Source organism: Microbispora siamensis (genome assembly GCF_016863095.1).
GTDB lineage: Bacteria > Actinomycetota > Actinomycetes > Streptosporangiales > Streptosporangiaceae > Microbispora > Microbispora siamensis.
Map to the genome: position 1 here is coordinate 20,168 of NZ_BOOF01000036.1, position 12,327 is coordinate 32,494.

Annotated in this window: 12 protein-coding genes; 6 read left to right on the forward strand and 6 right to left on the reverse strand. The window is 71.0% G+C overall.

Going from position 1 to position 12,327, the window contains the following annotated elements; all coding sequences use genetic code 11:
* Positions 1-109 precede the first annotated feature (109 nt).
* Positions 110-886 carry an FCD domain-containing protein gene (locus Msi02_RS28845; protein ID WP_179155338.1) on the forward strand — a complete coding sequence of 259 codons (777 nt, stop codon included), beginning with the start codon at positions 110-112 and terminating at the stop codon, positions 884-886.
* On the opposite strand, the gene Msi02_RS28850 is transcribed toward Msi02_RS28845, so the two are convergent.
* The gene (locus Msi02_RS28850) at positions 870-1,562 is read right to left on the reverse strand and encodes an isochorismatase family protein (RefSeq protein WP_204051160.1); all 693 of its coding nucleotides are present in this window, start codon (positions 1,560-1,562) and stop codon (positions 870-872) included. The two genes, Msi02_RS28845 and Msi02_RS28850, sit on opposite strands and share 17 nt — an antisense overlap.
* A gap of 146 nt (positions 1,563-1,708) precedes the next feature.
* Between Msi02_RS28850 and hydA the strand changes: the two genes are divergently transcribed.
* The 4 genes from hydA to Msi02_RS28870 all read left to right on the forward strand — a co-directional run bounded on the left by hydA (position 1,709) and on the right by Msi02_RS28870 (position 6,673).
* Positions 1,709-3,139 carry a dihydropyrimidinase gene (gene hydA, locus Msi02_RS28855; protein ID WP_204051161.1) on the forward strand — a complete coding sequence of 477 codons (1,431 nt, stop codon included), beginning with the start codon at positions 1,709-1,711 and terminating at the stop codon, positions 3,137-3,139.
* Positions 3,136-4,587, forward strand: coding sequence for an aldehyde dehydrogenase family protein (locus Msi02_RS28860; protein WP_204051162.1), 1,452 nt, complete (start codon positions 3,136-3,138; stop codon positions 4,585-4,587). Before hydA ends, Msi02_RS28860 begins: the two co-directional genes overlap by 4 nt.
* A 9-nt stretch (positions 4,588-4,596) precedes the next feature.
* A complete protein-coding gene (locus Msi02_RS28865) occupies positions 4,597-5,334 on the forward strand; it encodes an SDR family NAD(P)-dependent oxidoreductase (RefSeq protein ID WP_204051163.1) in 738 nt (245 codons plus the stop codon).
* A gap of 187 nt (positions 5,335-5,521) precedes the next feature.
* Positions 5,522-6,673 (forward strand): glutathione-independent formaldehyde dehydrogenase, encoded by a 1,152-nt coding sequence (locus tag Msi02_RS28870; protein WP_204051164.1) that lies wholly within the window; start codon positions 5,522-5,524, stop codon positions 6,671-6,673.
* Between the two features lie 44 nt (positions 6,674-6,717).
* Here the strand turns inward: Msi02_RS28870 and Msi02_RS28875 are convergent, their stop codons facing one another.
* Genes Msi02_RS28875 through Msi02_RS28885 form a run of 3 tightly spaced genes read right to left on the reverse strand, consistent with a single transcriptional unit; the run spans position 6,718 to position 9,537 of the window.
* Positions 6,718-7,185: a RidA family protein gene (locus Msi02_RS28875; RefSeq protein ID WP_204051165.1), complete on the reverse strand. Its 468-nt coding sequence runs from the start codon at positions 7,183-7,185 to the stop codon at positions 6,718-6,720.
* A 30-nt stretch (positions 7,186-7,215) separates the two neighbouring features.
* Complete coding sequence (locus tag Msi02_RS28880; RefSeq protein ID WP_204051166.1) at positions 7,216-8,646, reverse strand: amidohydrolase family protein; 1,431 nt, start codon at positions 8,644-8,646, stop codon at positions 7,216-7,218.
* Positions 8,647-8,658: 12 nt separating this feature from the next.
* Positions 8,659-9,537: a polysaccharide deacetylase family protein gene (locus tag Msi02_RS28885; RefSeq protein WP_079317325.1), complete on the reverse strand. Its 879-nt coding sequence runs from the start codon at positions 9,535-9,537 to the stop codon at positions 8,659-8,661.
* A 127-nt stretch (positions 9,538-9,664) separates the two neighbouring features.
* On the opposite strand from Msi02_RS28885, the gene Msi02_RS28890 reads away from it, so the two are divergent.
* Positions 9,665-10,570, forward strand: a complete 906-nt coding sequence (locus Msi02_RS28890) for a D-isomer specific 2-hydroxyacid dehydrogenase family protein (protein ID WP_204051167.1) — start codon at positions 9,665-9,667, stop codon at positions 10,568-10,570.
* 17 nt (positions 10,571-10,587) lie between these two features.
* On the opposite strand, the gene Msi02_RS28895 is transcribed toward Msi02_RS28890, so the two are convergent.
* On the reverse strand, positions 10,588-11,394 hold the full coding sequence (locus Msi02_RS28895; protein ID WP_079317327.1) for an SDR family NAD(P)-dependent oxidoreductase: 807 nt from the start codon (positions 11,392-11,394) through the stop codon (positions 10,588-10,590).
* A 9-nt stretch (positions 11,395-11,403) separates the two neighbouring features.
* Entirely contained in the window at positions 11,404-12,315 is a 912-nt protein-coding gene (locus tag Msi02_RS28900) for a transporter substrate-binding domain-containing protein (protein WP_204051168.1), read from the reverse strand.
* Positions 12,316-12,327: the final 12 nt, after the last annotated feature.

Below are 12,327 nucleotides of genomic sequence, written 5' to 3' on the forward strand. Positions count from 1 at the left end.
CGGGCGCTGGACGGAACGATATTATGGGCGCTTCAGTGGGGTCCTTGAGGATGGGGAGGCTCGCAAAGTGGCTAGGCGAGCGCGACCATCGGCTTCCGACGTCTCCGCGGTGAACGGCACCACTCCGGAACTGAACCTCGAAGAGGAGCGGCTGCTCGGCATCGTGTTGCGGGCCGACGGTCCCGTAGGCGCCCGGCTCGCGGGCCGTCAGCTGCGCGAGAGCGGGCTGGAGGTCAGCGAGGCGACCGTCTCACGGATCTTCAAGCGCCTGGACGACTTCGGCCTCACCATGCCGTCAGGGCGCAAGGGCCGTACGCTGACCGAACACGGGCGGCGCTGTGCCGAGGCGTTGTCCGCACGGCAGCGTCACGAGGAGGAGTTCGCCCGGGCCTTCGACATCCGCACCGTGGAGCAACTTCTGGACCTGCTGCACGCCAGGCGCGGCGTCGAACGGGAGATCGCCGGCCGGGCGGCGAGCAAGGCGACCGACGACGACGTCGCGAGTCTCGAGGAGATCCTGCGCAGTCACGAGAGGCGCCTGGCCGACGACGAGGACGCCCGCCAGGTCGGCATGGACTTCCACCGCGCGATCGCCCGCATCGCGGGCAGCGACCTGCTGGGCGCGCTGGCGGGCGCCGTGCTCAACGAGTCGCTCATCCCGCTGGAGAAGGTCCTCGACGTGATCACTGGCGGTCACGGCACCGTGGGCCAGTCCGTGCCCGAGCACGTGGAGATCGTCTCCGCGATCCGCCGCCGCGATCCGGCGGCGGCGGAGGAGGCGATGGCCCGTCACCTCACCCGGCTGATCGACGAGGTCACCGAGTTCTCCCGTAGCGACCAGGTGCGCATCTTCGACCGGTTGCTGATGTTCACCCGCCAGTCGTGACGGCGGTGCCCGTCCGCGGGCGTCGCCCGAGGTGGTCGATGACCTCATCGATGGGCAGCACGTCGGCGTAGCGGGCGTTGATGTCGAACAGGTTGGCCTCGTGCGCCGAGGCCGAGCGGTCGCCGACGGCCTCGGCGGGGACGATGGCGCGGAAGCCGTAGTCGAGGGCACTCTCGCAGGTCGAGCGGATGCACCCGCTGGTGCTGCACCCGACGACGATCACCGTGTCGATCCGCTGGGCGACGAGGATGCTCAGCAGGTTGGTGTTGAAGAACGCACTGGCCCGCGGCTTCTCGATCAGCGCCTCGTGCGGGCGGCGGTCGAGTTCGGGCACCAGCCGGACCCGCTCGGACCCGCGGATCATGCGCTCCGAGTGCGGGGTCTTGAGCCGGGTCACAAGGGGCAGGTCGGAGTACGTCTCGTCATACGCCATGGTGGTGAACACCACCGGGATGTCGTCCCGCTCACGCACGACCTCCAGAAGCCTCCGGATGTTGTCCAGCACGCCGTCGAGGTTCGCTCCGATCATCTCGTCCGGACGCGTCCAGGCGCCGGCCATGTCGATGACGAGGACGGCGACGCGCTCCCCCCATCCGACTCGCCCGGCGAACCCCGCCGCCAGGTACTGGTCGAGCAGGTCCCGGTTGCCGAGGCCATGGGTCTGCACAGCGGTCATGTTGGCTCACCTTTCACTGACTGAGGCGACGATTTACGATCGTCACCATACAGCCATCTTCCTCATTTTTGATAGACCTGGACACTAACAAGGGGTTTGCGATAGACATCGTTCTACATTGATGGATAATCGCCGGGAGATATCTGGTGCGTGATGACTTTGACCTCGTAGTGAGCGGCGCGCTCGTCGTGGCGGAGCACGACATCGAAGTCGCCGACCTCGGCGTCGCGGGCGAGAAGATCGCGGCGCTCGCCGCACCCGGCACCCTGAGGGGGACGCGAATCGTCGAGGCCCGTCCCGGCTCGGTCCTGGTTCCCGGGGGGATCGACACCCACACCCACATCGCCTGGCCGATCGCGGAAGGCGTCCGCAGCCTCGACGACTTCGCCTCCGCGACCCGCGCGGCGGCCGTCAGCGGCACTACCACGGTGATCGACTTCGTGCCCGCCTCCGGCGGGTCGCTCGTGGCCGCGGCGCGGGAGCGCATGGCCGAGGCGGCGTCATCGGTGATCGACTACACCTTCCACCCGGTGATCGCCCGCATCACTCCGGACCGGCTGCGTGAGATCCCCGCCCTGGTGGACGAGGGCCTTGCCTCCTTCAAGATCTACACCACGTACGACGACCGGCTCGACGACGGTGAGATCAGGGCGGTGATGACCGCGGTGGCCGAGGCGGGCGGGCTCGCCGGATTCCACGCGGAGAACCACGACATCCTCGAACACGCCAAGTCCGCGGTGCTGGCCGAGTCCGGCGCGGTCATCGACCGGTTCCCCGGCAGTCGTCCCGGCAGCGCGGAGAGCGCCGCGATCGGCCTGGTGACGCACTTCGCGCGGGAACTCGGCGCGCCGGTGTACGTCTACCACGTATCCGGCGGCGAGGCGCTGTCCGCCATCGAGACCGCCCGCGAGACGGGCGTCCTGGTGCAGGCGGAGACCTGCACCCACTACCTGGTTCTCGACGACTCCGTGTACGGACGCCCCGACGGCTGGAAGTACGTCATCACGCCGCCGGTCAGGGACGCCGCCGCGCAGGACCGCCTCTGGGACGCGCTGCGCGCCGGAGTGCTGGGCAGTGTGGCCTCCGACCACTGCGCGTACGGCCTCGAGCACAAGCTCCCCGGCGCCGCCGACTTCACCGCGCTGCCGCCGGGAGCCCCCGGCCTGGACGCGCGCGTCCCCCTGCTGTGGCACCACGCGGTCACCCGTGGCCGGCTCGGCCTGCGGGGATTCGCCGAGGTGTCGGCCACAGGCCCGGCCCGCACGTTCGGCATGTATCCCCGCAAGGGCGTCATCCGTGTGGGGGCGGACGCCGACCTCGTGCTGTGGAACCCCGAACGGCAGTGGACCTGGCCGGCCTTCGAGGCCGGCTGGGGCAGCGACTACGAGCCGTACGAGGGCATGACCGGCGTCGGCCTGCCCGAGCTCACGATCTCCCGCGGCCGGGTGGTGGCCCGCGACGGCCGCTTCACGGGCTCGGGCGGAGCCGGACGCTTCGTCCCCCAGCGGATCGACACCCGTCAGTGGCCCGGGATGGCTCCGGCGGCCCGAGGAGGCGCGGAGGAGGCACGGAAATGAGCGGCGAACGGCTGATGTTCGTCGGCGGCGAGTGGACCGAGGCCCGCGACGGAGCCAGGATGCCGGTCTTCGAGCCGGCCACCGGCACGACGCTGACCTCGGTGCCGGCGGGCGGGGCGGCGGACGTGGACCGGGCGGTCACGGCGGCGAGGCACTGCTTCGACGAGAACCGCTGGAGCGGCGAGGTGCCGCCCCGGCGCCGCGCCGCCGTGCTGAACCGCATGGCCGAGGGCATCCGCGCTCGTGCCGGCGAACTGGCCCGGCTGGAGGTGCGCGACTCGGGCAAGCCCCTGTCGAACGCCCTCGCCGAGGTGGAGGAGGCGGCCTTCATCTTCGAGTACTACGCGGGGTGGGTGACCAAACTCGCCGGCGAGGTGACCCCCGTGGGCCCCGAGGCCATCAACATGATCGTGCATGAGCCGGTCGGGGTGTGCGGGCTCATCGTCCCCTGGAACTTTCCGCTGCTGATGGCCGCGCAGAAGGTCGCCCCCGCGCTGGCCGCCGGGTGCACGGCGGTGCTGAAGCCGGCCGAGGACACCCCGCTGTCCGCTCTGGAACTGGCCGCCGTCGCGGCCGCGGCCGGGCTGCCCGCCGGGGCGCTGAACGTCGTCACCGGAACCGGGCCGGGCGCGGGCGCACCGCTGGTGGAGCACCCCGGCATCGACAAGATCAGCTTCACCGGCTCCCGGGAGGTCGGGGCGATGGTCGCCGCCGGCGCGGGGGCCGCGCTGAAGCGGGTCACCCTCGAACTCGGCGGCAAGTCGCCCAACGTGCTGTTCGCCGACGCGTCCTTCGACGAGGCCGTCGCGGGCACGTGCAGGGGCGTCTTCGACAACCAGGGCGAGGTGTGCTCGGCGGGCACCCGGGTGCTGATCCAGCGGGACGTCTTCGACGCCGCGCTGGCGGCCATAACGGAGCGGGCGAGCGCGATCCGCCTCGGCGACGGGCTGGACCCGCTGACCACAATGGGCCCGCTGGTCTCGGCCCGCCAGCGCGACCGGGTGAACCGCTACATCGAGATCGGCGAACGGGAGGGTGCGCGGGTCGTGTACGCCGGCACGCCGCCCATCGGAGACCGGCTCGCCGGCGGCTACTTCGTCCCCCCGGTCGTCTTCCACGCGCCGTCCCAGCGCCTGCGGATTGCGCAGGAGGAAATCTTCGGGCCGGTCATGACCGTGCTGCCCTTCGACGACGCCGAGGAGGCGATCCGCCTCGCCAACGACACGGCGTTCGGCCTGGGCGCAGCCGTTTGGACCAACGACGTGCGCCAGGGCCTTCGCGTCGCCAAGGCCGTGCGGGCGGGAGTCGTATGGCTGAACGACACGCAGGCCGCCCCCACCGAGGGGATCTGGGGCGGGTTCAAGGCGAGCGGGATCGGCCGCGAACTGGGCCGTCAGGGCCTGGAGGCGTACCTGGAGCCCAAGCAGATCTACATCAATCTCACCTGAAGGAGCAGCATGTCTGTGTTGGAGGGACGGGTCGCCCTCGTCACCGGAGGCGCCCGCGGCATCGGCAGGCACATCGCCGCGACGCTCGCGGCCGACGGCGCGACCGTGGTGGTGGCGGACCGGCGGATCGAGGGCGTGGCGGCGGGCGACGACGGGATCGCCCGCGTCCACGAGGTGGACGTCGCGGTCCGCGAGCACGTCACCGCGACCGTCCGGGCCACGGCCGAGGAGTTCGGCGGGATCGACATCCTCGTGAACAACGCCGGCATGGACATCGCCCGGCAGGACACCTGGAACCAGTCGCCCGAGGAATGGAGCCGGGTCATCGACGTCAATCTCAACGGGGCCTGGTGGTGCACGTCCGCGGCCCTGCCGTACATGATCCCGCGGGGGAACGGCCGGGTCGTCTTCATCGGCTCCAACGCCGCCAGGCTCGGCGGTTTCGGCATCGGCCACTCCCCCGCCTACTCCGCGGCGAAGGCCGCGCTGTCCGGCCTGATCGTCGCGCTGTCCTCGCAGCTGGAGCAGTTCGGCATCCGGGTCAACGCGATCTCCTCGGGGCCGACGGGCAGCACCGGAACGCCGCCCACGGACGAGGAGCGCGCCGAGTACCTGCGCCGTTTCCCGCTGGGATACGGCGGGTCCGGCCCGATCGCGGCCGCCGTACGCTATCTCGTTCACCCGTCCGGCGACTGGGTGAGCGGCACGGTCATGAACGTCAGCGGAGGAGAGCACCGGGGCATCTGACCGCCGGGGCATCCGACCAGGCCGGGCGGCGGTTTTCGCCCTGCCCTGCGGGGGTACGGCTCTCACATCGATACAGCGCGGGCCACGTGGGCCCGGAACGCATCGGCGCCGGGCCGCCGTCGTGGAAAGCCAGCGCCGTGCGCCATTTCGTACGCGTCTGCCGTCACGATCGCGTTTGAGAGTAGCCATGAAAGCCGTGGTCTACGAAGGCCCTCGACAGGTCAAAGTCACCACCGTTCCGGACGCCAGGATCGAACGGCACACCGACGTGCTCGTCCGGGTCACCACCTCCAACATCTGCGGGTCCGACCTGCACATGTATGAGGGCCGCACCAGCTTCGCGCCGGGCCGGGTGTTCGGGCACGAGAACCTCGGCGAGGTCGTCGAGGTCGGGGACGCCGTCGACCAGGTCAAGGTCGGCGACATGGTGTGCCTGCCGTTCAACATCTCATGCGGCTTCTGCGCCAACTGCGAGAAGGGTCTGACGGCCTTCTGCCTGACCACCAACCCGGAACCGGGCCTGGCCGGCGCCGCGTACGGCTACGCCGACATGGGCCCGTACAACGGTGGCCAGGCCGAGTTGCTGCGCGTGCCGTACGGGGATTTCAACTGCCTGGTCCTGCCCGAGGACGCACGGGAGAAGCAAACCGACTACGTCATGCTGGCCGACGTCTGGCCCACCGGCTGGCACGCGACCATGCTCGCCTGCGTGCAGCCGGGCGACACCGTCGTGATCTACGGCGCGGGCCCGGTCGGCCTGATGGCCGCCTACTCCGCCCTGCTCAGGAACGCGAGCGGCGTGATGGTCATCGACCACCATCCGGACCGGCTGGCCAAGGCGGAGGAGATCGGTGCGATCCCGATCGACGACTCCCGGTCCTCCCCGGTCGAGCAGGTCCTGGAGCTCACCCAGGGGGTCGGCGCCGATCGGGGCTGCGAGTGCGTGGGCTTCCAGGCGCACGACCCGGAGGGCCTGGAACGTCCCAACATGACGCTGAACAACCTGGTCAAGTCGGTGAAGTTCACCGGGAACATCGCCGTCGTCGGCCTCTTCCTCCCTCGCGACCCCAGCGGCGGGAACGACCTCTACAAGCGGGGAGAGGTGGCCATCGACTACGGGACCTTCTGGTACAAGGGCCAGACGATGAGCACCGGCCAGTGCAACGTCAAGAACTACAACCGCCAGCTGTGCGCCCTCATCCACGAGGGCGGCGCCCGGCCGTCCTGGATCGTGTCGCACGAGCTGGACCTCGACGACGCGCCCGAGGGGTACGCGCACTTCGACGCGCGGGAGGAGGGCTGGACCAAGGTGGTCCTGCACCCGAACAAGGCCGGCTGAGCACGCGCGGCCCGCCACGTGACGGGGCCCGCGTGCCCGCGCGGTCAGGGACGTACGGCCACGACGAGTTCGATCTCCACGGGCTGGTTGAACGGCAGGCTGGAGGTGCCGATGGCCGAACGGGCGTGCTGCCCCCTGGCCCCGAACAGCTCGACCATCAGATCCGAGAAGCCGTGCATGACCGTCGGCTGGTCGTGGAACCCCGGCGCGCTGTTCACGAACCCCAGGGCCTTGACGATCCGCTCGATCCGGTCGAGGTCGCCCAGGTGGTCGCGCAATGTCCGCAGCAGTTGGACCCCGGTGGCCCGGGCCGCCCTGATCGCGTCCTCCACGGTGACCTCCGCGCCCACCTGCCCGCGGTAGAGCAGGTTGCCCTCGTTGTCCTCGGGGCCGTGACCGGAGACGAACAGCAGGTCGCCGTGCCGCACGACCGGCACGAGGCCGGCACCGGGCCGGATCTTCCGGGGCAGCTCGATGCCCATCGACGCGAGCTTGCTCTCGACGACACTCACGGGAAACTCCTTTTATAGAAGACAGAACGGTCAGCGGAACGGGCGGAGAGATGACGGCGCGACCTCTTCGAGGGTCCGGCCGAGCCGGTCGTGGTCCGGCACCCGGCCCCAGGAGCGCTCGCCGGCCCGCTGGAGGCGCTCGCTGAGCCCCGCCTCGTCCACGGTGAGCACGGCGCCGTCCCGCATGACCCACGCGCCGTCGATGATCACCGACGCCAGGTCCTCCCGGGTCGCGTAGTAGACGAGGTTCCTGATGGGGTCACGGACCGGTGACATGGCGGGGGTGTCGAGCCGCCACAGGAGCAGGTCGGCCTTGGCTCCCGGCGCGATCCTGCCCAGGTCGTCGCGGCCCAGCAGCCGGGCCGCGTTGACCGTCGCGGCGTCGAGCAGGTGGGCGGCGAGCCAGGAGTCGGCACGCCGGTCGGCCACCTTGCCCAGGATCGCCGACCACCGGATCGACTCGATCATGGACTGCGGTGTGGTGTCCGTGCCGAGCGTGATGTTGACGCCGGCCCTGTGGTAAGCGGGGAGGGATTCGACCATGATGCCGCGCCGGGCGAACGTCCAGGCGTTGTAGGAGATCGAGGCCCCGGAGTCCGCGATGCGCCGCAGGTCGTCCCCGGGCAGGTTCAGCCACGAGGTGCCGGTGGTGAAGATGGCGTGACCGAGCACGACCCTGGGGCCGAGGAACCCGGCCGACTCCAGATATTCGATGGGCGTCATGCCGTGCGCCGCCATGACGTCCATCACCTCGAAGACGGCCTGGGCGGCGTGGATCGTCAGCGGCACGTCCAGTTCGTCGGACAGCCGCCGCGACTCCTTGAGCAGGTCCGGCGTGCAGGTGTTGGCCTGCCACGGGGACAGGAAGCCCCGAACGCGGTCAGAACCGCGGCCGCGCAGGTCCTCGATCAGCTGCACGGCCCGTTCCAGGCCGGCGAACCCACCGTCCTCGTCCCACTCGTACGCGACGCGGTTCCCGTCGGGGGTGTACCACCGGCCTGACTTGTACCCGTCGGCGATGTAGGCGCGCAGGCCCGCCCGGTCGCAGGCCTCGGCCACCCGCCGGCCTCGCAGCCCCTGGTGCATCACCGTCGTGGTGCCCGTACGGATGAGCTCGGACATCGAGAACTCGACGCAGGTGTCGACGCCCTCCTCGTCGATGGACGCCTCCTGCAGCAGCAGGGTCTCGACCAGGCCGGTGGAGAAGAACTGCCGCTGCCCGATGTCCTCCTGGAAGGACTTGTCCAGCGGGGCGGTCTCCAGGTGGGCGTGGGTGTTGATGAAGCCCGGCGTGACCAGCGTGTCGCCGGCGTCCACCCACTCGTCGGCCGGTCCCCCGTAGTCGCGGCCGGCGAAGACGACGCGGTCGCCGTCCACGACGACGGTGCCGTTCTCCAGCAGGCGGTGCTCCCCGTCCTGGAAGGCCACCACGTAGCGGGCGTCAATACGCAGGATCGGCATGTGCCCGTCCCCTCACTCGGCCGAAGCGGCCGGAGCGGCCGGGGCCTCCGGAGCTGCCGGAGCGGTCCAGGCGTCGAAGATGTCGCTAAGCGTGGCGATCCACAGCCCCGGCAACGAGGTCGCGTACTCCAGGAAGCGGTCGAGCATCATCATGTGGTGCGGCCGCCCGATCGACTGCGGGTGCAGCACGAGGGTCATCACGCCCGGCCGCACGTACTTCAGCCCGTAGTCGAGCGAGTCGGTCCACCGCCGCAGGACCACGTCGGTGTCGGACAGGCCCATCGAGTATCCGCCGACGTACTCGAAGGCCACCCAGTCCTCCAGGAACCAGGAGGTCGGGAACTCCAGCACGCGATACGGCCGGCCGAAGACGGTTGCCCCGTGCAGGTTGATCTCCTTGATCTCCCTCGGGTGGTACGGCTCGAAGTCGCGGCCCGACAGGCTGCTGTGCCAGTCGAACCCGAAGTCCTCGAGGATGGTGAACGTGTTGTGAGTCATCGTCCCCGAGGGCGCCCGGTAGCCCCTGGGCCGCGTGCCGAGCACGTCGAGGTGCTGCTGGATCTGGTGCTCCATGAGCTTGCGCTCGACGGGCTCGGGCATGTCGGTGAGGTTCTCGTGGTAGACGCCGTGGGCGCAGATCTCGTGCCCGCCGGCGAGGACGGCCTTGCAGCGCTCGGGCCAGGTCATGATCGAGTGCCCGGGGATGCCCCAGGTGGTCGGGATCTGGTAGCGGTCGAAAATGTCGAGCAGCCGCGGCACGCCCACCTCGGCCCCGAACTCGCCCCGGGCCAGGATGGCGGGGTCGTTCTTGCCCTTGGCCAGCCACGCCGCCTGCGCGTCGAAGTCGACGGTGACGGCGAGGGCGAAGTGCTTGTCATGCGGAAGGGGCATCGTTGTCTCCCTTTTGCGAGTGGGGTTGAGATGGGCCGGTGATCGGCGGAGGGGGGCGGACCGTACTGTTGGGGAGGAAAGCCGCGGCCCGCGGAGGCGCCCGGCGCGAGCAGGAAAGGACAGGCGCGTGCTCACCGTCTGCGTAGCTCCGGCGGACCCGCCGTTGATCGTCGACTCGGTTCTCGCCGCCGGCGGCGAGGTCGTCGCCGATCCCCGCAGGGCGGAGGCGCTGGTCTGGACCGACTCGCGGCCCGAGGGCGTGCGGGAGTACCTGACGCCGAGCGTGCGCTGGGTGCAGCTCCCCTCCGCCGGAGTCGAGCGCTGGACGCGAGAGGGGCTCGTCGACGCGACGCGCGTGTGGTGCTCGGCGGCGGGCGCCTACGCCCCGCAGGTCGCCGAGCACGCCCTCGCCCTGCTGCTGGCCGGGGTGCACCGGCTGCCCGCCGCCGCCCGGCGCCGTACGTGGCGGCGGGAGCAGATCGGCACGCTGCGCGGGAGCACGGTGGCCGTCGTCGGCGCGGGCGGGATCGGCCGGGCGGTCATCCCCGTGCTGCGCGCGCTCGGCGCGGGCGTTCTCGCGGTCAACCGCTCCGGCGAGCCCGTCGAGGGTGCGGCGGAGACCGTGCCGTTCGAGCGTCTGGCCGCCGTCTGGCCACGGGCCGACCACGCCATCCTGGCCGCGCCCGCCACGCCGGAGACGTACCGGATGGTCGGGCGGGAGGAACTGCGCGCGCTGGGCCCGCACGCGTGGCTGGTCAACGTGGCCCGGGGCGAGCTCGTCGACACCGACGCCCTGCTCGCCGCGCTGCGCGCCGGCGAGATCGGCGGCGCCGCCCTCGACGTCACCGACCCCGAGCCGCTGCCGGACGGGCACGGCCTGTGGGCCGAGCCGAACGTGCTGATCACCTCGCACAGCGCCAACCCGCAGACCCGCCTCACCGAGAGCCTCGCCGAACGGGTGCGCGAGAACGTCGCCCGATACCTGCGTGGGGAGCCGCTGCTGGGCCGGATCGACCCGGTCAGGGGCTACTGAGCCGACTGCCGGACGGGTCACTTGGGCGCGACGGTGGCCAGGCCGGCGGGCTGCGCGGCCATCGCGCCGCCGTCGACGAGCAGTTCGGCCCCGGTGATGAAGGACGCCGCCGGCGAGGCGAGGAACAACGCGAGGTCGGCCACCTCCTCGGCCCTGCCGATCCGGCCGAGCGGCCGTACGGCGCCCCAGCGCCGGACGGCGTCCTCCGCGTCGCCGGACAGCTCGGCCTCGGCCCGCAGCGCGGGCGTGTCGATCGCCCCGGGAAGCAGCGAGTTGACCCGGATCCCGTGGGGCGCGGCCTCCAGGGCGAGCGCCCGCATCAGACCGCCGATGCCGGCCTTGGCCGCGGCGTACGCGCTGGTCTCCGCCATCGTCCGGTAGCCGTGCGGCGACCCGGTGAACAGGATGACCCCGGACCGCCGGGGGCGCATGGCGAGGAAGGCCCTGCGGGCGACCAGGAACGCGCCGGTCAGGTCGATGTCGAGCACCCTGCGCCACTCGTCGGGCTCAGTGGTGGAGACGGGCTTGATCCAGCCGATGCCCGCGTTGCAGTAGGCCACGTCGATCCCGCCGTCCTCGGCCAGGACCACGCCGAGGGCGTGCTCCACGTCCGCGTCGCCGGTCACGTCGCAGCGCAGGAAGCGGGCCCGCCCGCCCCCGGACACGATGTCCGCCGCCACCGCCTCGCCCCGGCCGGCGTCGACGTCGAGCACCCAGACGGAGGCGCCCGCGGCGGCGAAGGCCGTCGCGCTCGCGGCGCCGATGCCGCTGGCGGCACCCGTGATCACTACGGTCTGCCCGGTGAAGTCGTGGGTGATGGTCATGGAACGCTCCTACTTCCCGCCGTTGATCGTCGCCTCGTCCACCGCGGCGGCGGACAGGTTCCACTTCGCCAGGATCTTCTGGTAGGTCCCGGTCTTGATCAGCTCGTTCAGCCCCGCCTGGACGGCCTTGCCGAGCTGTTCGTCGTCCTTGCCGAAGACCACGCCGTACGGCGCGCGGTCGAACGGCTCGCCCGCCGTGGGTGCCCACACGCCGGGTTCCACCTTCATCTGGTACGCCTGCGGTTCCAGGCCGGTCAGGTTGGCGACGGCCCTGCCCTGCTTGACCTGGATGAGCTGCTCGGCGGCGGACACCGCGCCGAGAGGCTTGATGGGCTGCTTGCCGGCGCAGTGCTCGGCCGACAGCCTCTCGATGACGCTGAAGTAGCTGGTGCCGTTCGCCGCGACCACCGTCTTGCCGCACAGGTCGGCGACGCTCCTGAAGGAGGACGCCTGCGCGGCCGTCGTGATGAACTGGTCGCCGGTGACGAAGTAGTCGACGAAACTCACCGACCCCTGGCGCTCCTTCAGGTCCTTCACCGCCGACATCACGATGTCGGTGCGCTTGGTCTGCACGGAGGGGATGAGCTGGGTGAAGTCGTTGACGACGGAGGTCTTGACCTGCACGCCCAGCACCTCGCCCAGGGCCTGGACGAGGTCGATGTCCACGCCCATCAGCGGGCCGCCCGAGGCCTCGGTGTACTCCATCGGGGCGTTCGGCGACTGCACGGTGTTGGTGAGGTATCCGCGATCCCTGATCTCCTGGGGCAGCATCGCGTGGATCTCGGGGTTCGCCGTGCCCGCGGGCACGCTCTGGGTGGGCGCGGCCGCCGTGGTCGTTCCGGTGGCCTCCGGGCTCCCGCAGCCCGCGGTGAGGGCGAGCACCGCCCCCGCGAGCAGGCCGGCGATCGTCTTGTTGCTCATGTCGGGAACTCC

Bases quoted from the DNA above. Each gene is read 5' to 3' on its own strand.
- Msi02_RS28880 (WP_204051166.1), bottom strand. From the start codon at position 8,646: ATGCCGATCCTGCGTATTGACGCCCGCTACGTGGTGGCCTTCCAGGAC.
- Msi02_RS28870 (WP_204051164.1), top strand. From the start codon at position 5,522: ATGAAAGCCGTGGTCTACGAAGGCCCTCGACAGGTCAAAGTCACCACC.
- Msi02_RS28865 (WP_204051163.1), top strand. From the start codon at position 4,597: ATGTCTGTGTTGGAGGGACGGGTCGCCCTCGTCACCGGAGGCGCCCGC.
- Msi02_RS28895 (WP_079317327.1), bottom strand. From the start codon at position 11,394: ATGACCATCACCCACGACTTCACCGGGCAGACCGTAGTGATCACGGGT.
- Msi02_RS28885 (WP_079317325.1), bottom strand. From the start codon at position 9,537: ATGCCCCTTCCGCATGACAAGCACTTCGCCCTCGCCGTCACCGTCGAC.
- Msi02_RS28900 (WP_204051168.1), bottom strand. From the start codon at position 12,315: ATGAGCAACAAGACGATCGCCGGCCTGCTCGCGGGGGCGGTGCTCGCC.
- Msi02_RS28850 (WP_204051160.1), bottom strand. From the start codon at position 1,562: ATGACCGCTGTGCAGACCCATGGCCTCGGCAACCGGGACCTGCTCGAC.
- Msi02_RS28860 (WP_204051162.1), top strand. From the start codon at position 3,136: ATGAGCGGCGAACGGCTGATGTTCGTCGGCGGCGAGTGGACCGAGGCC.